This window comes from Bacteroidota bacterium (assembly GCA_016699695.1).
Taxonomy (GTDB): Bacteria; Bacteroidota; Bacteroidia; order Bacteroidales; family UBA10428; genus UBA10428.
Genome location: CP065006.1, coordinates 221,469 through 246,195 on the forward strand (window position 1 = coordinate 221,469; position 24,727 = coordinate 246,195).

24 protein-coding genes and 1 tRNA gene are annotated in these 24,727 nt (G+C 39.8%); 16 read left to right on the plus strand and 9 right to left on the minus strand.

What is annotated here, in order from left to right; all coding sequences use genetic code 11:
• Positions 1 to 7: 7 nt before the first annotated feature.
• Complete coding sequence (locus IPM71_00960) at positions 8 to 2,950, minus strand: FAD-binding protein (protein ID QQS51324.1); 2,943 nt, start codon at positions 2,948 to 2,950, stop codon at positions 8 to 10.
• Between the two features lie 86 nt (positions 2,951 to 3,036).
• Here IPM71_00960 and IPM71_00965 point away from each other — a divergent pair, with 86 nt between their 5' ends.
• Both IPM71_00965 and IPM71_00970 read left to right on the plus strand, forming a co-directional pair.
• Positions 3,037 to 4,932 (plus strand): S9 family peptidase, encoded by a 1,896-nt coding sequence (locus IPM71_00965; GenBank protein ID QQS51325.1) that lies wholly within the window; start codon positions 3,037 to 3,039, stop codon positions 4,930 to 4,932.
• Between the two features lie 19 nt (positions 4,933 to 4,951).
• The gene (locus tag IPM71_00970; GenBank protein QQS51326.1) at positions 4,952 to 5,392 is read left to right on the plus strand and encodes a DUF4440 domain-containing protein; all 441 of its coding nucleotides are present in this window, start codon (positions 4,952 to 4,954) and stop codon (positions 5,390 to 5,392) included.
• 82 nt (positions 5,393 to 5,474) lie between these two features.
• Here IPM71_00970 and IPM71_00975 read toward each other — a convergent pair whose 3' ends face one another.
• From IPM71_00975 to IPM71_00990, 4 genes are all read right to left on the minus strand, one after another.
• On the minus strand, positions 5,475 to 6,749 hold the full coding sequence (locus IPM71_00975; GenBank protein ID QQS51327.1) for an FAD-dependent oxidoreductase: 1,275 nt from the start codon (positions 6,747 to 6,749) through the stop codon (positions 5,475 to 5,477).
• A 184-nt stretch (positions 6,750 to 6,933) separates the two neighbouring features.
• Positions 6,934 to 8,298 (minus strand): radical SAM protein, encoded by a 1,365-nt coding sequence (locus tag IPM71_00980; protein ID QQS51328.1) that lies wholly within the window; start codon positions 8,296 to 8,298, stop codon positions 6,934 to 6,936.
• 233 nt (positions 8,299 to 8,531) lie between these two features.
• The gene (locus IPM71_00985) at positions 8,532 to 9,173 is read right to left on the minus strand and encodes a methyltransferase domain-containing protein (GenBank protein QQS51329.1); all 642 of its coding nucleotides are present in this window, start codon (positions 9,171 to 9,173) and stop codon (positions 8,532 to 8,534) included.
• Positions 9,174 to 9,305: 132 nt separating this feature from the next.
• Positions 9,306 to 10,106, minus strand: coding sequence for a DUF1338 domain-containing protein (locus IPM71_00990; GenBank protein ID QQS51330.1), 801 nt, complete (start codon positions 10,104 to 10,106; stop codon positions 9,306 to 9,308).
• Positions 10,107 to 10,325: 219 nt separating this feature from the next.
• Here IPM71_00990 and pta point away from each other — a divergent pair, with 219 nt between their 5' ends.
• The 5 genes from pta to buk all read left to right on the plus strand — a co-directional run bounded on the left by pta (position 10,326) and on the right by buk (position 15,775).
• Positions 10,326 to 11,330: a phosphate acetyltransferase gene (pta, locus tag IPM71_00995; protein ID QQS51331.1), complete on the plus strand. Its 1,005-nt coding sequence runs from the start codon at positions 10,326 to 10,328 to the stop codon at positions 11,328 to 11,330.
• A 29-nt stretch (positions 11,331 to 11,359) separates the two neighbouring features.
• Positions 11,360 to 12,319, plus strand: a complete 960-nt coding sequence (locus tag IPM71_01000) for a 3-hydroxyacyl-CoA dehydrogenase family protein (GenBank protein ID QQS51332.1) — start codon at positions 11,360 to 11,362, stop codon at positions 12,317 to 12,319.
• A 12-nt stretch (positions 12,320 to 12,331) separates the two neighbouring features.
• A complete protein-coding gene (locus IPM71_01005; protein ID QQS51333.1) occupies positions 12,332 to 13,540 on the plus strand; it encodes an acetate kinase in 1,209 nt (402 codons plus the stop codon).
• A 220-nt stretch (positions 13,541 to 13,760) separates the two neighbouring features.
• Complete coding sequence (locus IPM71_01010) at positions 13,761 to 14,669, plus strand: bifunctional enoyl-CoA hydratase/phosphate acetyltransferase (protein ID QQS51334.1); 909 nt, start codon at positions 13,761 to 13,763, stop codon at positions 14,667 to 14,669.
• Positions 14,670 to 14,677: 8 nt separating this feature from the next.
• The gene (gene buk, locus IPM71_01015) at positions 14,678 to 15,775 is read left to right on the plus strand and encodes a butyrate kinase (GenBank protein ID QQS51335.1); all 1,098 of its coding nucleotides are present in this window, start codon (positions 14,678 to 14,680) and stop codon (positions 15,773 to 15,775) included.
• A gap of 112 nt (positions 15,776 to 15,887) precedes the next feature.
• On the opposite strand, the gene IPM71_01020 is transcribed toward buk, so the two are convergent.
• Positions 15,888 to 16,592, minus strand: a complete 705-nt coding sequence (locus tag IPM71_01020) for an SDR family oxidoreductase (GenBank protein QQS51336.1) — start codon at positions 16,590 to 16,592, stop codon at positions 15,888 to 15,890.
• Positions 16,593 to 16,695: 103 nt separating this feature from the next.
• Between IPM71_01020 and IPM71_01025 the strand changes: the two genes are divergently transcribed.
• Entirely contained in the window at positions 16,696 to 17,334 is a 639-nt protein-coding gene (locus IPM71_01025) for a hypothetical protein (protein ID QQS51337.1), read from the plus strand.
• A 102-nt stretch (positions 17,335 to 17,436) separates the two neighbouring features.
• Here IPM71_01025 and IPM71_01030 read toward each other — a convergent pair whose 3' ends face one another.
• On the minus strand, positions 17,437 to 18,510 hold the full coding sequence (locus IPM71_01030; protein ID QQS51338.1) for a hypothetical protein: 1,074 nt from the start codon (positions 18,508 to 18,510) through the stop codon (positions 17,437 to 17,439).
• Between the two features lie 299 nt (positions 18,511 to 18,809).
• Between IPM71_01030 and IPM71_01035 the strand changes: the two genes are divergently transcribed.
• The 3 genes from IPM71_01035 to IPM71_01045 all read left to right on the plus strand — a co-directional run bounded on the left by IPM71_01035 (position 18,810) and on the right by IPM71_01045 (position 19,811).
• Positions 18,810 to 18,882, plus strand: a tRNA-Lys gene (locus IPM71_01035).
• A gap of 155 nt (positions 18,883 to 19,037) precedes the next feature.
• A complete protein-coding gene (locus IPM71_01040; GenBank protein ID QQS51339.1) occupies positions 19,038 to 19,256 on the plus strand; it encodes a hypothetical protein in 219 nt (72 codons plus the stop codon).
• 75 nt (positions 19,257 to 19,331) lie between these two features.
• Positions 19,332 to 19,811, plus strand: a complete 480-nt coding sequence (locus IPM71_01045; GenBank protein ID QQS51340.1) for a GAF domain-containing protein — start codon at positions 19,332 to 19,334, stop codon at positions 19,809 to 19,811.
• 5 nt (positions 19,812 to 19,816) lie between these two features.
• Here IPM71_01045 and IPM71_01050 read toward each other — a convergent pair whose 3' ends face one another.
• Together IPM71_01050 and IPM71_01055 are read right to left on the minus strand one after the other, a co-directional pair.
• On the minus strand, positions 19,817 to 20,200 hold the full coding sequence (locus IPM71_01050) for a response regulator (GenBank protein QQS51341.1): 384 nt from the start codon (positions 20,198 to 20,200) through the stop codon (positions 19,817 to 19,819).
• A 10-nt stretch (positions 20,201 to 20,210) separates the two neighbouring features.
• Positions 20,211 to 20,885: a Crp/Fnr family transcriptional regulator gene (locus IPM71_01055; GenBank protein QQS51342.1), complete on the minus strand. Its 675-nt coding sequence runs from the start codon at positions 20,883 to 20,885 to the stop codon at positions 20,211 to 20,213.
• A gap of 236 nt (positions 20,886 to 21,121) precedes the next feature.
• Between IPM71_01055 and IPM71_01060 the strand changes: the two genes are divergently transcribed.
• From IPM71_01060 to IPM71_01080, 5 genes are all read left to right on the plus strand, one after another.
• Positions 21,122 to 21,520, plus strand: coding sequence for a response regulator (locus IPM71_01060; GenBank protein ID QQS51343.1), 399 nt, complete (start codon positions 21,122 to 21,124; stop codon positions 21,518 to 21,520).
• A gap of 108 nt (positions 21,521 to 21,628) precedes the next feature.
• On the plus strand, positions 21,629 to 22,006 hold the full coding sequence (locus IPM71_01065) for a response regulator (GenBank protein QQS51344.1): 378 nt from the start codon (positions 21,629 to 21,631) through the stop codon (positions 22,004 to 22,006).
• 116 nt (positions 22,007 to 22,122) lie between these two features.
• Positions 22,123 to 23,820, plus strand: a complete 1,698-nt coding sequence (locus tag IPM71_01070) for a hypothetical protein (protein ID QQS51345.1) — start codon at positions 22,123 to 22,125, stop codon at positions 23,818 to 23,820.
• A gap of 17 nt (positions 23,821 to 23,837) precedes the next feature.
• Positions 23,838 to 24,203: a response regulator gene (locus IPM71_01075; protein QQS51346.1), complete on the plus strand. Its 366-nt coding sequence runs from the start codon at positions 23,838 to 23,840 to the stop codon at positions 24,201 to 24,203.
• Positions 24,204 to 24,216: 13 nt separating this feature from the next.
• Positions 24,217 to 24,717 carry a chemotaxis protein CheW gene (locus IPM71_01080; GenBank protein QQS51347.1) on the plus strand — a complete coding sequence of 167 codons (501 nt, stop codon included), beginning with the start codon at positions 24,217 to 24,219 and terminating at the stop codon, positions 24,715 to 24,717.
• Positions 24,718 to 24,727: the final 10 nt, after the last annotated feature.

Genomic DNA, 24,727 nt, shown 5'->3' on the forward strand with positions numbered 1-24,727 from the left:
AGGGTGATTAAGTTCGATTTTCTTTCAAGGCATTCCATAATATTTCAACAGGATGAAAAACTGTCTTTCCGGTGCCATCTTTTATATGGTGCCTGCATGAGGTACCCGAAGCTACCATTACTTCATCTGTGATTAGTGAGCGTACTTTTGGGAAGAGTATGAGCTCTCCTATTTTCATCGACAAATCATAATGTTCTTTTTCGTACCCAAAAGAGCCAGCCATTCCACAGCAACCCGATTTAATTTCTTCCACCTGGTAATTTTTCGGTATTGAAAGTGCTTGTTTTGCCGTTAAGGTTCCAGTCATTGCTTTTTGTTGGCAATGCCCATGATAGATTACTTTTGTCTCTTGAAGTGTGAATAGGTTAGCATCAATTCTTCCTGCTGCAAATTCACTGGCCATAAACTCTTCAATTGTAAAAGTTCTTTTTGCCAACTCTATAGCCTCTTGTTTATGCTCACCTCGCAATAAATCAGGATATTCGTCTCTGAAGCTTAAGATGGCCGAAGGTTCAATGCCTACTAAAGGGACTTGATTTGGCAATTTCTCAAAGAAAAGCCTTACATTTTTAAGGGCAAGCCTGCGGGCTGTTTCTAAAAATCCTTTCGAAATTCTTGCCCGGCCACTCTCGAAATGATTTAGGTAGATAAGCCTGTATCCGAGTTTTGATAAGAGCTGTGTAGCTTTAATACCTATGTCAGCTTCGTTGTAATTGGTAAATTCATCCACAAACAAAGCCACTTGCCGATCTGAACCTGAATTTGCCTGATTTAGGGTATCCACGTTCTTGTTTAACCAGCGCGACCAGGTTAAGCGTCGGACTTTTGGCAAGCTGCGCTGCTTTGCAAAACCTATTATCTTTTTAATCGCTCTGCTCGTTAGAGCATTACTAACCAGGTAATTATATATTCCTGGAATATAAGAGGCTAGTTTTTGACTATAACTAAAGGAGGCTACCAGGTACATTCGCAAAGGACGCCTGTTCGATTGGTAATATTGATAAAGAAATTCCGATTTGAGTTTGGCCATATCTACTCCCGACGGACACTCTGTTTTGCAGGCTTTGCACGACAGGCACATATCCAGTATTTCGTACAATTCTTTGTTGTCGAATCGATTAAGTTTTGTAGGATTGTTTAATACTTCGCGCAACAAATTGGCACGCGCCCGGGTGGTTTTGTTTTCATCAAAAGTAGCCTGGTAGCTGGGACACATGGTTCCTCCTATCAAGGCAGATTTTCGGCAATCGGCCGAACCATTGCATTTTTCGGCCATGCGAACCAGACCTAAGGTATCGGAGAAATCAAGTATGGTTTCAAAATCAGGAGTATCCTGGCCAGGCACGAAGCGCAAAGAGCTATCCATGGGTGGTGTGCGTGTAATTTTTCCCGGATTAAAAATACCCTCAGGGTCCCAGGTTTGTTTAATGTCCAATAAAAGCTGGAAATTTTCTTGTCCTATCATATATGGAATAAACTCACCACGGAGCCGGCCATCGCCATGTTCGCCACTTAACGACCCCCGATATTTTTTTACCAAACGGGCAATTTCGGTGGCTACCAGTCGAAAAAGCCTCACTCCCTCCGGATCCTTAAGATTCAGAACCGGCCGAAGATGCAACTCGCCAGTAGCAATGTGGGCATAGTACACACACGTTAAATTATGCTGCGCCAATACTTTATTAAACTCTGCAATGTATTCTGGCAAATGACGTGGATTCACAGCAGTATCTTCAATCACCGGTTGGGGTTTGGCATCACCGGGTATATTGGAGAGCAAACCTAATCCGGCCTTTCTTAAGGCCCAAACTCGTGAAATATCATTGCCGAACAAAAGCGGAAAGTGATATCCAAAACCTTCTTGTTTAAATGCAGAAATAAGCGCTTCCGATTTTGCTACGATGGCCCTTTGCGAATCTGCTACAAACTCAATGCATAGCAAAGCCTCCGGATCGCCCTCAAGAAAAAACCTATTCTTGCTATGTTCTGCACTGTTGCGGGTACAATCGAGCAAGAACTTATCGATTAACTCTATGGCCACAGGCTTGTGTGCCAGCGCTACCAGATTTGCTTTTAGGGCTTCTTCGATACTCTTATGATGCACCACCAACAAGCCTGTATGGGCCGGCGGAAGCGGAACAAGGTTCAATTTTACCTCTGTAATAAAAAGCAAGGTTCCCTCAGATCCACACAAAAGCGAACAAAAATTAAAATCAGTTCCCAAATCATTAAAAGGTTTCATGCGACTGAGCAAGTCGATGGCATAACCCGTGTTGCGCCTTTTTATTTCTGTATCAGGAAATTCATTTTCAATACGTTGCCTTACTTCTAAAGGAGACAGTATCTGTGCAATCTGTCGGTATACTTCTCCTTCTAATCCATCTATTTGTGTTTTTAACAAAAACTCTTCATGGCTCAATGCATTAAAAACAACTTCGGAGCCATCGCTTAAAAGTCCTTTAATTTCGAGGGTATGGTCGCGGGTGCTACCATAAACAACGGAATGCGCCCCACAAGAATTGTTTCCAACCATTCCGCCTACCATGCACCTGTTAGAGGTAGATGTTTCAGGTCCAAAGAATAAACCGAATTTTTTCAGATAAAGATTCAGCTCATCCAGCACTACTCCGGGTTGAATACGAACCCAATGTTCCTCTGTATTGAGTTCCAGAATTTGATTCATGTATTTCGAACAATCCACAACCAAACCCTTGCCAACCACCTGTCCGGCAAGCGAAGTACCCGCTGCACGGGGAATAATACTGAGCTTGTTTTCGCGGGCAAAAGCAATTGCCTCTTTCACATCGTTTACATCTTTTGCTACCAGTATTCCGACAGGTTCCTCGCGATAGGCAGAAGCATCGGTAGCATATATTAAACGGTGCAGCTGATCCGGATAAAACTCACCTTTTACTCTTTTCGAAAAGCTATTTAATGTATCTTTATTCATTGCAAAATCGCCTACAAATTAGATAAATTTCAATCTGTTACCATCAAATAGATAGTATTTAAAAGTTCTCTCAAAAGTAATGAAAGATGCGAATTAATACTTTGGTACTTCTTTTATTAACAGTGCTGGTTTGTGATAATTGTTCTCAATTCGATCAAAAACCACCCAAAATTCCTTTGGAAGATTTTTTTCGGAATCCGGAAATGATTTCCATAAAGATTTCTCCAAATGGCCGCTACATTTCATATCTGGCGCCATGGAATAACCGAATGAACTTGCATGTTCAAGAACTTGAAACCAATAAAACAACCCAAATTACATTCGAAACTACCCGCGACCTTGGTGGCTATTTCTGGGCCAACGATACGCGACTGATTTTTGTGAAAGATGAAGAAGGCAACGAAGAGTTTAAGCTCTACTCAGTAAACCTTGATGGTTCGGACTCGAAATGCCTTACTTGTTTTAAAGGAGTTAGCATGGTTTTAATTAATGAATTACCCTGTAAACCAGAAGAAGTTATCATTGGATTAAACCTACGCGACTCGACTGTTTTTGATCCATACCGCTTAAATATCGAAACAGGACAAATTAAGTTACTTGCCAAAAATCCAGGAAATATTATCGAATGGATTACGGATCATGAAGGAAATCTGCGCTTGGCAGTGGCCATAATTGGAGGTGTGAATCAGGTTATCCTTTACCGCGATTCAGAAAGCAAACCTTTTGTACCAATCCTCACCACAACCTGGCGCGATAGTTTTATCCCTCAGTTTTTCACTTTTGACAACCGCGGTATTTTTGCTCTCTCCAATATTGGTCGTGATAAATTAGAAGTGGTGGTGTTCGATCCAAAATCGAAAACTGAAACATCGGTGCTTTTTAAAAATGAACATGTCGATGTAACGGATCTTAAATTCAGCCGCAATCGCAAGGTACTCATATCCGCAGGATTCCATATTGCAAAGCAGCACGAGCACTTTTTCGACGAAACTCGTGAAAACCACTTTCGGTTGATTCAAAATAAACTTAAAGAATATAATATTAAAATTGAGTCGAGCAATACAGATGAAACCATATTCATCGTAAAGGCATACAACGACCGGGCAAAAGGCATTTATTTTCTGTACCGCACTCACGACGAATCACTTACTTTAATTACAAACACAAGTAGTTGGCTGGAAGAAGAACATCTGGCTACTACCAAACCAGTAAGCTTTTTAAGCCGCGATGGACTAACACTAAATGGGTACCTTACTCTTCCGCCAGGCATCAAAGCTAAAAATCTTCCATTGATCATTCATCCGCATGGCGGTCCGTGGATTCGCGATTATTGGGAATTTAATCCTGAAATACAGTTTTTAGCCAATCGTGGTTATGCTGTTTTGCAAATAAACTATCGTGGTTCTGCTGGATATGGAAAAGAGTTTTGGCTTAAATCGGTGAAACAATGGGGGCTCGCCATGCAAAATGACCTTACCGATGGGGCCAGATGGCTCATCGATAAAGGAATTGCTGACCAGGAGCGAATAGCTATTTATGGTTCGAGTTGGGGAGGTTACGCCGCCCTGGCTGGATTGACATTTACTCCTGAGTTGTATGCCTGTGGCATTGATAATGTAGGCCCATCGAACCTGTTTACTTTTATGCAATCTCTACCTCCCTATTGGCAACCATTAAGAGAAATGTTCTTCGAAATGGTAGGAGACCCTGAAAAAGATAGTCTATTATTAGCTAAAATATCCCCAGCTCTTCATACCGAAAACATTCGTGCCCCCGTTTTAATAGCGCAGGGTGCAAACGATCCTAGGGTCAATAAGGCTGAGGCAGACCAGATTGTAAACGCCCTTAGGGCGCAAGGCAAGGAAGTTGAATACCTTTTAATTGAAAACGAAGGGCATGGATTTAAAAATGAGGAAAATCGCTTCGCATTCTATCGAACCATGGAAATATTTCTCGAAAAGCATTTATTATCAAGTAAATAAGATTACAATCTCTTACTTCATGAAACCAAAATTTTTACTTTTAGCAATACTGTGCTCAGGTGTATTTTCTGCCTGCCAACAAAAAAACCTAGAAGAACTCAAAGCTGAAATTCAGCAAACAGAAGATGGTTTTATGTTAGAACTGCAAACCAAAGGTGCTGCTGAAGCCTTTTACAATTACGCCGCCGAAGATGCGGTAATTCTTCGAGGAAATGATTCTCTGATAAAGGGCAAAGAACCAATTAGAAATTATTATTCCCAAGCAATTTTTGAAAATGCTACGGCTGAATGGAAACCTGATTTTATCGAAGTTTCGGAAGATGGCTCAATAGCATACTCCTATGGGCGATATCAATGGCACTTTCGCGACTCAACCGGTAATGTAAAATCCTGGCAGGGAGTTTACCATACGATATGGAAAAAATTACCAGATGGAAACTGGAAATATGTATGGGATTAGCCACCTTACTTATAGTTTAACTAATAACAAAAAAACCTTCATCGAGGATGAAGGTTTTTTTGTTTTACCACTACCAATTCAATTAGTGACTGTCCAGCTCGCGTGTAACCGAAATTGCTGCAATAGTTCCATCGGCAATTGCAGTGGTAATTTGGCGGTATTTTTTACTGCTTACATCGCCCACTGCATAAACTCCTTCGATACTGGTAAGTTTATCTTCATTGGTCTTAATGAAACCCCAATCATCAAGCTCCAATTTATCGGTAAACATGGCTGTATTGGCCTTCCATCCAATAAAGATGAATGCGCCATCCGATTCGATTTCCTTGCGGGTTTTTGTTTTCAGGTCTTCTACTTCTACAATTATTTTATCACCAAGCCTTCTAAAACCGCGAGGTTCATGCTCCAGCATAAAATCAATCTTTTCGTTGGCAAAAGCCTTTTCCTGTGCTAATTTATTGGCCTGAAGCTTATCGAACTGGTGAACAATGGTAATTTTACTCGCAAATTTGGAGATAAAATCAGATTCTTCGATGGCCGAATTACCGCCGCCAATTACTACCGCATGCTTGCCTACGAAATACTTTGCATCGCAGGTGGCACAATACGAGATCCCGTTTCCTTTTAATTCTTGTTCACCTGGCACATTCAGCAGGTTAGGCGTTGTTCCGGTAGCAATAATTATTTTCTTTGCCTTGATGGTTTCATACTCGTCAATCACAATTTCTTTATTCACTAAATCTACCTTGGTCACATCTACGGCCACTTTGTATGAGGTACCACATTGTTTGGTTTGTTCGCTCATAAAGTGCGATAACATATAGCCAGGCTGAGGATCGATGAAACCCGGATAATTCGAAACCTGGTGGGTGGTAGAAACAGCACCGCCGGGCAATCCTACATCAATTAATACAGCATTCACACGAGCCTGGCACAAATACAAACCAGCAGTTAAGCCACCGGGGCCACCCCCTAGAATCGCGACATCGTATTCACTAATCTGTGGTTTAATGGCTGATTTTATTTTATCTACCTTTTCTTTGCCTACTAAAAACTTCATTCCTTCGAAGAGTTCATGTCGCTTGATACCTCCGGTAAGCCTGATTCCAACTTCCTTTCCATCTTCGAAAAACAAAACGGTTGGTGATCCTTTCACACCCAGTTTTTCAGCAAGGTCACGGTTCTTTTGCCTGAAAACCTTCACAAACTTTGCCTCATTCTTAAATAGTTCGCCCACAGTATCATACTTTGGTGCCAGAGCCTCACAAGGTGGACATTCATCGGAATAAAAATCAACGACTACTTTACCACCTTGTATTACTTCCTTTTCAAATTCAGCTGAAGATATTTCCTTCATTATTTTATATTATTAGTGTTTCCTAAATTTTAACATTTCGTTTACACTTATTGTGCCAGTTTGCATGATACTGACATAATTACATACTTATCTGCATATGTAGATATAATAGATATATTAAAGCGTAAGAACAATACGGCAAGTTAAGAAAAAGAATCGAACAGTTCTTTTAAGACAGTTTGAATTACTTTGTAAAATAATGAGCAATACCAAGTTCAAGCAATTCACGCACAGGCCTGCAATCGGGAGTATTCACCGAACCGTGATTGTTTTTAGCTACCGAAGCACAACCTCCACCACAAGCCAGTTGTAACTCACACGACCGGCATTTTTCAATCGACAGCACATCACGATCCGACCATTCGGCAACAGCATCCTCATTCAGTTTTACTTCCGGATAAAAGCTACCCAGCTCCTCGCCGGGCTTACCGACTGTGGCAGTGCAAGAATATATTTTACCTCTATAGTCAAAAGCCCATTCTGTCTTGGTTCCGGGGCAGGAATCGAATAAAGGATCTGGGAGTATTCCTTCCTGAAATAAAAATTTGGCGACAGAAAAAGCAGGTTTATGAAACTCAGCTACAAAAGGATATTCCTTTAGCATCTGGTAAATTGATTCGTACATCTCAAGTCTGCTAAACAAGCGCGATGCCTGGCTTTGACAATGATGAAGTTCGTAATTACGCCCTAGCTGAGTTTTGAAATAGGCCGATTTTGTCCATTCCTTTTCAATTGCAAAGCGCGCAAATTCAGGCAGATTGCTGATATTTTCTTTATCGAGTACCATACGCAGATTAACTGGTATTTTCTCCCGGATACAGCCATCAATTCCTTCTACAATCTTGGCAAAAGTAGATTGTCCGCTCTTGTGTTTCCGTCTGCTATCGTGTACACTTTCGGTTCCATCGAGGGTAACCTGAATTTCGCGAATATGTGCTTCTTTTAGTATTGGTATGTATTCGGTTAAGTGAAAACCATTTGTAACAATAGCTACGTCTAAACCCGCGTCTTTGGCTCTGTTTAGCAAGCTTGCAATCTGCTTTTTATGCTGCCCGGATGGTAAAAGTGGTTCGCCACCAAAAATGGTAATGTATTTTTTCCGACCCAAAAACTGAGCCTTCACATAGCCAAAGAAAGCACCAAGAACCTCTTCCGAAAAATTGCTCTGTGTATTGATGTATTCATCCTGGTAACAATATGAACAAGAGAAATTGCAAACATAACCTGGCACATAAAATATTTGAACCTCGTCTGTACTGCGCGTATCAATAAAATCGAGGTATTTCTTCTTATACATCTTTTCCTCTTCCACCAAATCAACCACATAGCCAGCCTCGATAAACTCCTGACGCATTAATCCATCTTCAGAGTTTAATAATTTCCATTCTTCTTTCGACAGAATATCGGCATTCTGAGACAATAAATTAACAACAAAGTATTTGTCAGAATCTTTTATGGCTGATATAATGTTAAACCTTGATAGCTTCATCAGGAATTTAAAAGTATTTTGGTTGATACCTGCTTCTTCACAAACAAGAAGCAAATTCACATCTCAATTTTACCGTGAACTGATAAAATTGCAAGTAAGAATAATCGTGTAACAGGGAATTTTACTTTGTTAGACTAATCCAACCAGAACAGAAAAAAAAAGAATGTGGGGAAAACCCCACTTTCTTTAATCGTGACAGCCAGCAACAATTTTAGATTGCTTGGCACAACATTGAGCAACTTGCTGTTTGTTGGTTACTTTTTTGTTTACAAGTGTTTTCATAAAATTTATTCTTAATTACAACAATTATTTGTTTTAAACCCCTTTATGGTAAAACTACACACCGAGATTGCACCTTTTTTATAGGGTGCACTTTCTTCCAGAATTTCAATTTTCTTAAAACCTGCCTTCGCGAGCTGGTCTAAATATTCCAGACGGGTTACAGAACCTGCCCAACATTCTGCAATAGCCTCCGGATCTGTTCTATATTGCTCTGGCACAGGCTGTAAAGAGTAAATGTCACTCACAACAAACCTTCCATTGGTGTTAAGTACCCGAAAAATCTCATTCCAAACTTTCTGCTTGTCGGTGGCATGATTAATGGTACAGTTGGAAATGACCAGGTCGATTGAATTATCTTCCAGGGGAATATGTTCAAGCTCCGACTTTATAAACTTTACATTCTCTATACCTAGCTTAACAGCAGTAGATTCCGCTTTTTGCAGCATCCCGTCGGAAATATCCAGTCCATACACAAAACCCTCTTTACCAACCTCTTCCGCCATGCGTAGAACATCATTTCCCCTGCCGCTGCCAAGATCAAGGCAGGTTTCACCTGTTTGGGGTTTAGAATAATCTAAGGCTCCCCCGCAAGATAAACAACAGTTTTCGGTAGCAAGTGTGCTGTACCGCGCATTAATTTCAATAAGTGCCATTCACTTGAAAATTTGATTGACAAATATAATAAATAATAACATATCTAAATATGTCTATTTGTCATGACGTTACTAATTCAAATTTAATAAAAGAAAACTAAAAGTTAATTTTTGTTTTGTTTTGTGCACAATCTATTTTTTATTGGTGCTTTCGAATATTTTATCGGCAGACTTTGCAATAAAGCCATTGAATATTTTACCGTTGGCATCTTTAAACCTTTCTGCAAATTCGTAATAACAACAAGGTATCTCATAGCTGCCATCTTCGAAATCAATTCTCAGCTTATCGGCAAGTGTGCTCGATTGCTTCAATAATTCCTCACGAGTACCTTTAATCTCCCCACCGGAAACATTAAGGTTGAATCCATTATTTTTTAAAAACTCATTCATTTCTTCGAGTGAAGAAATTGATTGAAGATGATTAACCGACACAGTAAAATGATTGGCCCTGAAACCATATACATAAAACCAGGCTGCATACTCCGATTCTTTTCTTAGAGCCTCATAACTGGCATAATTGATGGGGTTCCAGCAGCGTTTAGAAAACAGCAAATCGTTGGCCTCCAGTTGCTGTTTGCGCACCTGTTTGGCTATCCATAGAGCCGTTTCGCGCACAAGTGGACTAAAGTCTTCGGTAATCAATTCACTTATAAATACCTTAGGTGCCTTTTCATCACTTTCGTGCTCATAATGTGTGGCTTTAAGTCTCTTTTCTTCGAAAAAGTAATTACCCTTGGCTTTATAACCTAAAGCAAGAAAAGGTTTTGCTAATACTTCAATGTCGATTCCGGATAGATTACATGTACGAAATGCGATATGGTCGTTTAGTACCTGATTTCCCTGCAATTCAAGAAGTTGATGAATTCTGTCCACACTAGGGTTCACAGCACGGTAATCCTGCCAAAGCTGTTGAAAAATTGTTTGATACTCCATACCTGAAAATATTTATTATTTAAACTCAATATAAATAGCAAATTGTATTGATAATGAGGAACATGTGTAAATACGATCTAATTATTTGATTTAAAACAATTTACCCCACAATTGGCTTGATAAAAATGATCATTATCATTAAATTCTGGGGCAGTACAGAAACCTTTTTTGACTATTTTTACAAACCTCTGTCGAAAAAAGCTAAAAATCTGAAATACAATGAATTTACTAGATCAAATTAAACTGAATGCAAGAAAAAATCTTCAACGAATTGTGCTTCCGGAGAGTTTCGAAGAGCGTACACTTCGCGCAGCCGACCAGGTTATTGAGGAAGGAATTGCTTCTATTATCTTAATAGGCAGCGAATCAGAGTTATTAAAAAAAGCAAGTTCACTTGGATTAAAGAATATTGCAAAAGCCAAAATTGTCGATCCGGCCAACAACCCAAAAAAAGAAGAATATGCCAATTTAATGGTAGAGCTCAGAAAGAGTAAAGGTCTTACCAAAGAGCAGGCATATGCTCTTTTAAAAGATCCATTGTACCTAGCTACCATTATGATAAAAAGCAAAGATGCCGATGGTGAAGTAGCAGGTGCCGACAATGCTACCGGCGATGTACTCAGGCCTGCTTTTCAGTATGTAAAAACCTTGCCGGGCATCAGCGTAGTATCAGGTGCTTTTTTGATGTTTTTAAAGAACAAAGAATATGGCGAAAATGGCCTGATGGTATTTGCCGATTGTGCGGTACATCCGAACCCAACTGCCAAGGAACTGGCAGAAATTGCCATTAGTACTGGCAAAACAACCAGAGCCATTGCCGGATTTGAACCACGCATTGCCATGCTGAGCTTCTCGACCAAGGGAAGTGCAAGCCATGAGATGGTGGATAAAGTGCGTGAAGCCACAGAAATAGCCCGTAAACTCGACCCAAGCATGAAAATTGATGGCGAATTGCAGGCAGATGCAGCTATCGTAGAGGCTATCGGACAGAAAAAAGCACCGGGTAGCGAAATAGCAGGTAAAGCCAATGTGTTGGTATTTCCAACTCTCGAAGCTGGAAATATTGCGTATAAACTCGTGCAACGACTTGCCAATGCAGAGGCTGTAGGCCCTGTTTTACAAGGAATGGCTGCTCCGATTAACGATTTATCGAGAGGCTGCTCTGTGAGTGATATTGTGAACCTTGTTGCCATTACTGCCAATCAGGCTGCAGGGAATAAATAAGAAAAAACAACAAAAAGATTCGATAAAAAATGTCAGAAGTAATTATTGAGGCCATAGAGGAATATGGATTAAGTTCGAAAAACAGAACCAAACAACTTTTTTCGAAAGTAGGTATTGTAGGATGCGGCACAGTTGGGCAAAACATCGCCCTGATGATCAGCCAAAAGGAATTGGAAGTGGTTTTTATTGAGCTCTCGGAAGAAAAAATCAATTATGCCAAGTGTAAGATTGAACTCGAACTCGATGTCATGATTGACCATTGGGGGATGACCGCAAGCGAGAAAAGAGCCATCCTTTCGCGCATTAATGGATATGTCGGGTTCGAAAACCTGAAAGGTTGCGACCTGGTTATCGAATCTATACGATCTAAAACACGTGAGAGAAGAGTTTCAAGCCGCAAAGAAGTTTTTAAAAACATAGAAAAATATGTTTCTCCCGAGTGTATTATTGCTACCAACTCCACCACCATAGTCATTACCGAATTATCATCCGACCTCGATTATAAGGACCGCTGCGTAAGCCTGCATTTTCTTACCACTGCTCCAAAAGCAAAAATGATAGAAGTAGTAAGAGGCCTTTATACTTCAGACATCGTATTCGAAAAGGTGGTGAAATTTGCTAAAATGTTAGGCAAAGAACCTATTCTATGCGAAGAATCTCCAGGCTTGATTAGTGTGCGGATATTTGTAGCACAACTCAACGAGGCCTGCGAAGTGCTCATGGAAGGTGTTGGATCAATGGAGGATATCGATAAAACCATGCGCATTGGCCTGGGGCAAAGCCTGGGACCATTCGAATTGGCCGATAAAAATGGACTCGACAAGGTGATTCGCTGGATGGAAAATCTATATAACGAGTTTGGTGACAAAAAATACATGGCCTCTCCCATCATTAAAAAGCTTGTAAGAGCGCATCAGCTCGGACGCGTTTCGGGACAAGGGTTTTACAAATACGACGAAAACGGAAAAAAAATTGGTCCTAACATTTAAAGTAAAAGTATAATGAAGATTCTGGTTCTGAACTGTGGAAGTTCATCAATAAAATATCAGCTGTTCGATATGAGCAGCGTAAAATGCCTTGCCAGTGGTGTAGCCGAAAAGGTTGGATTGAAAGGCTCTTTTGTGAAACTTGAAAAAGAAAAAGGCGAAAAAGTGCGCTTCGAAGGAGAAATCCTCGATCACCAGACTGGTATTGAATACATACTGGGCATATTGACAAGTGAAAAACATGGTATGCTCAAATCGCTGGACGAAATTGATGCTGTTGGCCATCGGGTGGCCCATGGTGGTGAGAATTTCAAAGGCAGTGCTTTTATCGACGATTATGCACTGGAACAGATAGAAAAATGCTGCGAACTGGCTCCTTTGCATAACCCTGCTAACCTGAAAGGTATTATGGCCATGATGAGCCTAATACCCAATATTAAGCAAGTAGCTGTTTTCGATACTGCTTTTCATCAGACTATGCCGGAGCATAGCTACATGTATGCGATTCCATATTCGCTTTACAATAAATACAAAATCCGCCGTTATGGTTTCCATGGAACCAGCCATTCCTACATTGCAAAAAGAGCCTGCGAAATACTCGGTGTTGACATCAATACTCAAAAGATAATTACCTGTCACTTGGGTAACGGGGCTTCGATGTGCGCCATCGATGGCGGAAAATCGCTCGATACAAGTATGGGCTTTACACCCATCGAAGGTTTAATTATGGGTACCCGTTCTGGCGACCTCGACATTGGAGTAGTGAGTTACATTATGGACAAGGAAGAACTTGCTCTCAGCGCCCTCAATACCGTATTTAACAAGCAAAGCGGTATGCTTGGGGTTTCGGGAGTGTCTTCCGACATGCGCGATATCGAAGATGCTGCATGGAAACAAGACAATAAAAGAGCCCAACTAGCATTAAAAATGTACCATTACCGGATTAAAAAATACATCGGTGCTTATGCTGCCGCATTGGGCGGTCTCGACATTCTGATTTTCGCTGGTGGTATTGGTGAGAATGGTCCGGAAACCCGCATGGAAGTATGTTCAGACCTTGAATTTATGGGTGTACAAATTGATCACGCCCTTAATGACAAACTGAGAGGTAAAGAAAAAGTGATTTCGCCTGCCGATTCAAAAATCAAAGTTATGGTTGTACCAACCAACGAGGAACTGGTAATTGCTCAGGACACCTTGCATATTATCGAAAGTATGAAATAGACCTTTAGCATTAGTTTGCTATTATTGCCCGCAATTCCATGGATCAGAGTAATATCTTATCGCTTGGAATTGCGGGTTTTTCTTTTTGCATTTGAATTTACTGAGCTTTTCTCTTCATAATGATGCAAATCATCCTACTATCTTCTGAAAGATTGTATTTTTAAGTACTAAAGAGTCTTTTTAACATGAAAGCAAATCTGATTTGGAATAACATGAAACTATGCAAACATTAATCAAAAACCTCGATCAGCTGGTGGAAGCTGCCATCAAAGGCAAAACAAAAACCCTGGTTGTTGCTGCTGCTGAAGATAAATATGTACTCAATGCCATTGCAAAAGCCCGTGAGGCTGGTCTGATACACCCCATTTTTATTGGAGATAAGGAAAAAATTAAAGAAATCGCTCTGGAAACTGGGGTGGGCATTTCAGACCAGGATATTATACATGCAAACAGCGAAAGTGAAGCATGTATGCGGGCTGTGAAGATGATTGCCGAAGGCAAAGCCGATTTATTAATGAAAGGATTGGTTCCCACAGGTACTCTTTTAAAACATGTTGTTTCGAAAGAATACGGATTGTTGTCGGGGAAATTATTAAGTCATCTGGCACTTTTCGAATCGCCTTACTACCATAAAATATTGGGGCTTACAGATGCAGCCATGAACATAGCACCTACTCTCGAAGAAAAAGCTGCCATACTCGAAAACGCCATTTCTGCTTTTCATGCACTTGGTTATGAACAGCCAAAAGTAGCTATTCTTGCTGCCGTCGAAAAAGTAAATCCAAAGATGCCTGCAACCACCGAGGCTGCTATCCTTAAAACAATGGCCGAGCGAAACCAGTTGGGCAGTTGCCAGGCCGATGGACCCATGGCATTAGACAATGCCATTTCGAAAGAAGCTGCAGAGCATAAAGAAATTTTTAGCCCCGTAGCAGGTGATGCTGACTTGTTACTGGCACCAGACTTAAACAGTGGCAACATTCTCTATAAGGCTCTATCGTTTTTAGGCAATGCTCGTTGTGCAGCAATAATAGTTGGCAGTAAATCGCCTATTGTATTAACTTCGAGGGCAGACACCGAAGAAACCAAGTTCTTATCCATTGCATTGGCAGTACTCACTTCAAAATAGAACATCAAATGGACATAAAAATACTCGCCATTAACCCAGGCTCTACCTCCACCAAAATAGCTGTTTTTCATAATTCGCGTCCTGCTTTTCTGAAGTCGATTTCGCACCCGGCAGAAGAATTGGCAAAATTCAATAAAATTGCCGACCAGTATGAATTTCGGAAAGATCATATTTTGAGTGAATTAAAGGACTCTCACATCGATATTAGTAAAATAGTAGCCATTGTGGCCCGTGGTGGTTTAATCCGTCCTATCAAATCGGGAGTTTACCGCATCAACGAACAGATGAAAAAAGACCTGGTAGACGGAGTATTAGGCGAACATGCCAGTAACCTGGGCGGATTAATTGCCGATGACCTGGCCAAACAAATTCCCGGATGCGTTGCCTATATTGCCGACCCTGTGGTAGTGGACGAATTGGAAGATGTTGCCCGCTATACTGGTCATCCAGAGTTTAAACGCTATTCTATCTTTCATGCCCTTAATCAAAAAGCTGTAGGTCGTGCCTATGCCAGACTTATCAACCGCAAATACGAAGAACTTAATTTGATTATAGCACACATAGGAGGTGGCATTTCGGTTGGAGCACACCATTTAGGTCGTGTAATCGATGTCAATCAGGCACTCGATGGTGAAGGTCCATTTTCACCGGAGCGTTCCGGTACCCTGCCAGCGGGAGCTCTGGCCAAATTATGTTTCAAAGAAGGTATTACTCTCGACGAAATTAAAAAAATGATTACCGGCAAAGGCGGCCTTATGGCTTACCTGGGTACAAACAGCGCTTACGAAGTAGAACTCATGGCTCAGGACGGAAACGAGAATGCAAGAAAGATACAGGATGCAATGGCCTACCAGATTGGTAAAGAAATAGGTTCGCTCTCGGCAGTATTAAAAGGCCATATCGATGCAATAATTCTTACCGGAGGAGTTTCGCATAACACCATGATAGTAGAATACATTAAATCCATGGTAACTTTTATTGCACCGGTAATTATCTACCCGGGCGAGGATGAAATGCATGCCCTGGCATGGAACGGTTTACTGGTTATTAAGGGGCAAATTCAAGCAAAAGAATACGACGAAAGTAACATGGTTAGAAGCGATTAGCATTTTATCCGCACACTAATCGCACAAAAAAAATATTTTGTAAAAGTCGACAGACAAAACACCTATCTATTTTTATTATCACTAAAAAGTATTAGGTAACTTACAAGTGTAGCTATGGATTAGACAACCTTACAGGCAAAACCTGACCATTATATACCTCATGGCCCTGCTGCGCAAATTGTGCAATAAACTCACCCATTTTTTTCGAATCCAAAGGAGCATGGAAACCAGGAAAAGCTTTAGTAAGCATTTCGGTTTGAACCGCCCCTAATGCCAAACAATTCGTTTTTATTGAGTTATCGGCAAACTCCACTGCAAGGCATTCGGTAAGTGCTGCAAGCGCAGCTTTCGAAGCGCTATAATAGCTCAACCCGGGGTATTTGCTGCTGCCCTGAAAACCTCCCATGCTACCGATATTGACCACATGCGCACGAAGACTGGATTTCAACAATGGTAACATAAGCCGAACCAATTGAGCAGGTGCGTGAAAATTCACCTCAAAAATCTCTTTGGCTGTATTCAGATCAGTTTCCTCGAATGGACTGTTTACAAGAGTTCCGGCGTTATTGACTAAGATATCTAAGTGTCGAAAGGTAAGGTTTGCAAGCCATTCTGTATTTTGTATCAATAGCTTCAAATCAGATGCAATCACAATTACATTGGTAAGTGGTGATATCTTGTGGATATGCTCCCTGAGCTTTTCAAGTCCATCTTTGCTGCGCGAGATCAGCACCATATTTTCCGGGTTTGATTTTGCAAGCGCCAGCGCCACTTCAAATCCAATACCTTTACTAGCCCCTGTAATAAGTGCATTCATAATAAATTGGGTTAAATATCTATCTTTGCTTTACCATCAATAAAAGTATGAAACAAGCCAGACAGCAAAGATGTTTTTAAAAAAAATCTTTATTATTTTATTTATGAGAAATCAGCTTCCAACTAAGTGCATAAAACTTTTACGATTTGCAATTGCCATAAGCCTTTGTTTTCTTTTCGTTTCACTCAATGCCCAGGACGATGGTTTTTATGGACCTAACGAAACCGAAACAAAAGAACAGCAAAAGCAAAAGCGCCAGGAGAAATTACAACGCTGGTCTTTTGGTGGCAATTTCTGGTTATCGGCAGGCAGCGAAACCTATATTGAATTATCTCCCGTGGCTATGTACAGAGCCTCTCCCCGCTTTCTTATAGGCCCCGGATTCACCTATATTTTCAGAAAAAGCAACTATTACAACTATCAAACCTCATATTATGGACCTAGAGCCATTGCCTCTTATTCATTATTTAAGGACTTTGGAGAAGTAATAAACATCAATATCGGCGATATCATTCTGCATAGCGAATATGAATTACTTAGCGTTGAAAAGTTGTATCTGGATCCCAACAATACAGTGATAAAAGACGGACGTGCCTTAATTAATTCACTGCTTGTAGGTGGCGGTATTTTTCAACCCATTGGGCAACGTGGTGGACTATCCATAATGCTATTGTATAATTTAATCGAAAGCGATTTTAGCCCTTATACAAATCCGGTAATCCGCTTTGGATTCTATTTCTAAGATCAGAGGAGCTAAATACAAATTTGTGACCCATAAAAATCAAAAAGCGCAGTTTTCACTGCGCTTTTCTTATGTAAACAAAAAAAAGAAATCGAATAATTTCTATCTGAAAGAGAGGCCCATACCCACTGTAGCCATGCTATAATTGGCATAAGTATAATCGAAATGGAGCGTGAATACCGCGAATTTAAGACGCATACCTGCATTAAAACGAGGCTTGGTTATACTTCCATCGGTATTTTTAATCTCCATATTTATCGGATCCAACAAAGCGCTGTTATCAGTAACAACCGCAGAGGGAGCCTGACTGATTTCTATCGAAGGGTAATAACCTTTTAAGTCGAGGTTGGTTTTGGTAGTGGCAAAACCAACTCCTCCATAAAAACAAACCACCGGCAGGTTGGCCGATACCAATAAGTTACCAGTATGGCTTTGTGTTACAAAGGTCATTTTCTGGTCGTCCCAGCTTATGTCAGCGGTGGTGTTATCGGTTAGTCCAACCATATCAGGCGTCACATCCAAACCCACGTTGGCATTCATTTTTGTGTAACCATAGTGCACCGACAATTGCAAAACAGGAATGCGTTCAAGCACAGGTATCCATTGCTTGATACCATGTTTAAAGCCAATACCCCACATGCCAATTTCAGTTTCGCCTGTTCGAATAGGTGGCATATAGCGGCCAATGATATCGGTTTCTTTAATAAGACCTACACTCAATTGCAGCATGGGAGAAGGCACATAGGCTACTCCGGTTCCCTTTGGCATATCGAAGGCTTTTGTATCTGGTAGGCCTGCAATATTGTAGTTTAATTGACTTCCTGTTTCGTTTTTTCCGGCAATGGTTGGCGTTTCTTCCGATGTGCCAGGGGCCAGTTGCAAACTGTTTAATGTAAGCTGGCTCAAATCCATTTTCAGGTCTTCGTCAGGTACAAAGGAAGTATTAAAAGTGGCAGTAATATCGAAACCACCCAAGCTATGCGAACCGGCTGTATTATACCATCCACCAGTCATACTGGCGCCAAATGCATTAAAATATGGCCCAAGGTAGCCTTGCATCAGCACTTCGGCATCTTCCTGACCGGCTGCCAAAAATTTTCCAATATCAATTACCTGGCTATTCGAGCCAGTGAGTGCAAAACATATAAGGGCGATACCCAGAGTTAGTCTTTTCATCCGAACAAAACTAATTTTTAGAGGCCGGATGTAACTCGCATGACTATGTTCATACGTGTTTGTGTTTAGGTCAAGACATGCTCGTTTCATAATAGAGTTTTTTATTAGGTTTTTTATCATCTACACTTCATACGTATAGTAATATTAGTAAGTTTTATTTTGAAAAAAAACTTTTAAAATTCGAAGCTTTTAGCAGCATAAAAAAAAGAAGAAATTAAATATCGGATATTTTTGCAGGTAAAAATTAAGATACTATATTTGCATCGCTTTAAAAATAAGCTGAAGCCCTTAAAAATCAAGATTCAGTAGCTCAGCTGGTAGAGCACATCCCTTTTAAGGATGGGGTCCTGGGTTCGAATCCCAGCTGAATCACACTAAAAACCGGTTAGAAATTCTAACCGGTTTTTTTAATCGACACAGACATGGTGATGCAAATCATTTTTATTCAATAATTCATATCACCACTCCCTTCTTGACTAGATAGGTTCATTCTTAGTAGTTTAGCAGCAGAACCAAATCTCAGAAAAATGGAAACATTAGTAAAAGCATCCAGCCAGCAGCTAAGCCAAGGTATGTGCATGTCGAGAGAACAACTTAGCAACCAAGGTATTACCCCTACAAACTTACAATGTTTCTCGTATTACCACTATGTACTCTACGAAAAAGGAGATAAAAGAATTATCCTAAAACCTCTGCCCCACAATCTGTTTAAAATAATTCGCGAATACACTTTTCTACCTGCCTGAAGCCATTAATAAATTCATACCGATAACACAAAAAATAATCCTATCTTCAGGATTATTTTTTTTTGCACTTGTGCGATGAATTCAAAAAGTAAAAAATACATACGACTCTACGATCAGTTAAAAGGCTTACTCGATAAGAGTCCTGATTTAATTGCCCAGATGGCTACAATCAATGCCATTTTATACCATAAAAACCAAAATTTTTTTTGGGTGGGTTTTTACCTGTTAAAAAGCACCCGGCTTGTTGTTGGCCCCTATCAGGGCCCTGTTGCTTGCCAGGAGCTAGCCTATTCTAAAGGTGTATGCTGGGCTAGCATCCAATCAGCGAAGAGTATCGTAGTGGAAGATGTTGAAGAATTTCCGGATCATATTGCATGCGATGCACGCTCGAAATCGGAAATAGTTATACCTGTTTTTAATTCGAAAGGCCTTCCGGTAGGAGTGTTAGACATCGACAGCGATAAAAAGGCCAATTTCGACGATATTGACCGGGTAGGTCTGGAAAAAATTGTGTCCTTGTTAAACCTTAGTTGGGTTGATTGCCTGGAAAAGTAAAATTCTCAGGCACTTTCTTTTCTGTATCCTTCTAAAAGTTGCTTTATTTTTGCTACCGAATAGGGCTTAGTCAACAGATTCGAAAATCCTGCATCGCTGAAATTATCGAAAAACAAACTGGGATTATGGGCTGTAAGGGCAATTATCGGAATATGTCTTTTTCGTTCAGGCATTTGATCGCGCACATACCGTGTAGCCTCAACCCCATTCATTACAGGCATTTCAATATCCATTAAAACCAGGTCGAAATGACTCTGGGCCAATTCATCGACAGCCTCCCTACCATTTCTGGCCAGAAAGTATTCGCAACCAATATCTTCGAGTATCTCCGACAACAACAATCTGTTCGTAAAGATATCGTCCACCACTAAAATCCGCATTTTCGACATATCAGGTTTTTTATCCTAACTGACTCAGGGTTTTAATAATTTTTAAGCTGTTAATTTTTACTTTCGAACCATCCAAATCAATGATCTTATCGTTTTTAAACTCTGCCAGGGTGCGAATAAAGCTTTCTTTCGTAGTACCAGCCAATTCGGCTAATTCTCGGCGGGTAAAGGGAAATTCAAAGCAATCGCTTTTAAAAATTTGTTCTGAAAAATAAAGAATCACATCGGCAATACGGCCAGGCAATTGCTTGTGCGATTGACTCATCAATCGTTCGAAAATATAAAGCCCGTCGTTGGAGATTTTGTGAATGAATTTGCTGGCAAACTCGCCATTGGAATAAAGAATGGTATTAAAGGTATTAATGTCGATAAACCCAATTTCAGTTTCCTGAATAGATGCAGCAGAGTATTGATGGGTATCGCGGCCATAGATTGATAACAGCCCTAAAAAATCGTTTTTTACAGCTACCTTTAATACAATGAACTTGTTGTTGCGCCCTTCTTTAAAAACCTTCACCATTCCGGAGCGAACAAACATTATGTGCGAAGTGCGGGTGTTCTGACGAAATATTATCTCCTTCTTGTTGTATTTCACCACGTTACTATTTTGCAAAACAGCTTCGCGTTGCAAGGAAGAAAGACAATACTCAAATGGCACCAACACCTCGGTTTCGTTTGCTTCCATCAGAATTTAGGTTGAAGAATTATTCATTACTAAAGTTAAGAAAAAAATCAAGACACAAAAGCATTGATGGAAAAACTGATGATTTAAATCACATGGTTAAAGTAACATAAATCAGATTGAACCTAAACGAAGGTTTGTAAAAGTCCGACTATTTTCGCTATATTTACGATAAAGCCTTAAGCCGGCGAACCTAAATTAGCCCATTATTAAACCCTGATCGTTAATTTTTGCCAAAGATGACTGATAATAAAGATTTTACTATACTTGTAGTTGACGATTCGACAACCAATGTTGTGTTGCTTGAGGCAATTCTCGATGAAAAAGGATACCAGATCGAAACTGCCTTAAACGCAAAAGAAGCTTATTCGATTATCGAAAAGCAGACACCTGACCTTATTTTACTCGATTTGCTGATGCCGAAAATCAGCGGATTTGAGTTTCTCGAAGAAATACGACGCAATAAAAAAACATTAAACACCCCGGTTATTGTTGTTTCAGCCCTTACTGACGAAGATAACATTGAGAAGATAATGAGCATGGGTGCTGTCGATTTTGTAAAAAAGCCCATCGATTTACAATATCTTGTCGATAAAGTAGAGTCTGTTTTGCAAGAAACTCAATTCACAAAAGAATAAGATACTTAATTCATCATTCACTGTCGTTTATCACAATAAAAGGAGCCTTTGTCGAATTAATTTAACTACACACACTCCCAATCGTATTCACATTAAATGCAATACGTTATGAGGGTTTTAGTGGTAGATGACAATATTATCGACAGAAGGTTAGTGAAGTACACTTTACAAAGCCATCTGAATATTGTTGCAGAAACAGCGAAGGATGGCCTTGAGGCTTTAAACCGAATAAAATGTGAATCATTCGACTTGGTAATAACCGATATTGTCATGCCCAAAATCGAAGGCATTGAACTTATCAATCATATTCAATCCATTAGCCCAAATACCAAAATTATTGCCATTTCAGGAAATAATCCTTATTATTTATATATCGTAAAAAAGCTGGGAATCCACTCCGTGTTTACTAAACCACTCGACATCAACAGCTTCATCGAACGAATTGAATCCTTATTTACCCAGGCCGAGAAAAATGTGGTTGTTTAGCCGTTATTAAAAATGATCCATATCACCAATTTCTGGTGCTCATTCTCATTAATTATATTTTCGCATTCGCTTACTTCATTCTAAATTTATAAAATGCAATCTAAATTAGAATAAGTGTGAACAGCAGTAATGATCAGGATGTTGATATAATTCAATTGATTCAGCAAACCTTTACCAAGGTTAATGATAAAATTGATGGACTTATTTCATGCTCAGTAAAGGATTTTGTGCTTTTAAATACCGATTTTAAGCAGTACTATAGTTTACTTGAGAATGCATCTTCCTCGACCAACAGTTTCTTTAGTTTCATCCATCAGATGACTTCCGAACTTAGTCCGGTGGAAATTACCTGCCAGGCCATCGATGAAACCAATAATATTCAAATAATTAACAAGCAACAGCTGGTCGCATTCAAGGAATTAAAAAGCAACTTCCAGGTTGTTATTCTGCAAATTAACAATCTCAGACAAGATCTGAGCACACTGTTGTTGTTGTATACAAATTTACGTTTTGACCCTGAATTTACTGGCGAAAAACTATCCATAAACTATTGCATCGAAAAGGTAAATTCGTGTTTTAATTTATTCGAAACAAGCATAAAAGAAATTACCGGAAAGCTTGAATCTACGATTCACCATTCGGAACAAGGGTATAGCAAAGGGATCGATCTTTTCCTCGATATGATCGGTAAAAGAAGTAAGCAAAATGTGTATTTTGGCGATTTGAAGCAAAGCGCCAAAGGCTATTTCATTCAATTGGAAGAAATAGAAAAGCAACGAAAAACCAGTACTTCTGAGATTATTACCAATTTGCAATTTCAGGATATATTAAGGCAAAAAGTAGAGCATATACAGGAAGCACATTCTCGCATTACCCAAAACCTGTATGCCAATCACACTTCGGGGCAAACTCTTAATGTTACAGAGTTATATCAACTTCGCGATATCAGCTCCCTGCAATCGGCCCAACTGGTGCATGCCAACAAGGAATACCAGACAGCCATTGAAAGCATTCTTAATCGGATTAATACGCTTAAATCACTCACAAACAGTTACAACAACATTTGGCAAAACTATTGCCGAAGCGAAAAAGCGCGAATATTAAATCTACTTTCTAATCTTGAAGAAGATACTACTTTGTTGCAAACCCAGATTTTCTCTCTCAATCAACTTTCGATAAGCTATAACAATCTTTTGAATGAATTATCACTCCCACTAAAAGACCTGGAAAACCTGATGCAAAATACTCCTTGTTTATGTGAAACCTTGCAGGAATTCGATCAATTGATTGCTAACTATGAAAAATTAAACAAAGGCAAAGACCCTTTAAACCCACTTAAGCAAATAAAAAAGGAATCTGAGAAATTCCACACCGGACATCAGAAGCTTATTAAAAATCTACGCCATTTGCTGATCGACCAGGTAAAAAACATTCGCGAGGTGCAGCAAAATAGTCAGGTTAAGTTGCAAATGGTTAGTGATTTTACCGATAAAATCATTAATTTAATGCAGGAAATTCGACGCTTAAGCAACGAAAAACTGACTTTAATCGAATTTAAACCCATGCCGGTAGAATATGGCATTGAAAAGGTTGCCTATTTTCAAACATTTGAAAATGAAGTAAAAGCAATTATAGCTTTGTTGAACCAATTGATTGAAAAAGTAAAATTAAACAACAAAGATATAGACAGCAGCAATCTGGAGCATTTAAAAATGATGTATACCATGCAGAGTGAACGAGAAATACACAATCAAATGACTCAAGCCTCAGATGTTGTCGATGAAAAGAACAATGATGAAGTCGAATTTTTTTAATATAAACACCTCAAACCATGAGTAAAAAAATACTTTTCGTTGACGACTCAGAAAGTATTAGGGAAATAGTAAGCTTTACCCTTCAGAACGAAGGTTACAATGTACTGATAAGCGACAATGGAAAAAATGCATTGGACCATCTGAACGGACAAGAAATCAGTTTAATTATTACCGATTTGCATATGCCCGAGATGAATGGCATTGAATTGATTCGCGAGATTCGCAAAATGGAAGCTTACCAGCGCACCCCTATTCTTTTTCTTACCACCGAATCGCAAACAGAAAAAAAAATGGAAGCCAAGGATGCCGGAGCTACAGGTTGGATTATTAAACCTTTTGTACCAGCAAAACTTTTAGCTGCAATTAACAAGGTAATTCGATAAAATCACCAGATGATTGGATATTGACATGTCACATAAAACAAATTCATACCTCAGTTTTTCTATTGGGAACGAAATCTATGGCGCCCATGTAAACCATGTAATACACATCTCAGAGATGACAAGGATTACAAAAGTACCAAAAGCTCCTGAGTACATGAGAGGTGTGCTTAATCTACGTGGCAGTGTGCTTCCGGTGCTCGATGCCCGTATCAAATTTGGCAATAAAAACATACTCGATACCTCCAATACCTGTATTCTGGTTTTAGAAGTATCGGCCCGTAACGAATCCTTCAGACTTGGTGTTATTGTCGATTCAGTAAAGGAAGTAATTGAAATTGACCCCGAAGAAATAAAACCTGCGCCTGCAGTGGGCAATGAATATATGGCCGACATCATTACAGGAATAGTTTTTAAAAACGAACATTTTATTCTCATGTTAGATGTGCTTAAGCTGTTTGCTGATGAGTCGATGATTGAGAGGAGATATACCGAAGCCGAAGCTGAAAAAATATAGCCATTGTGCG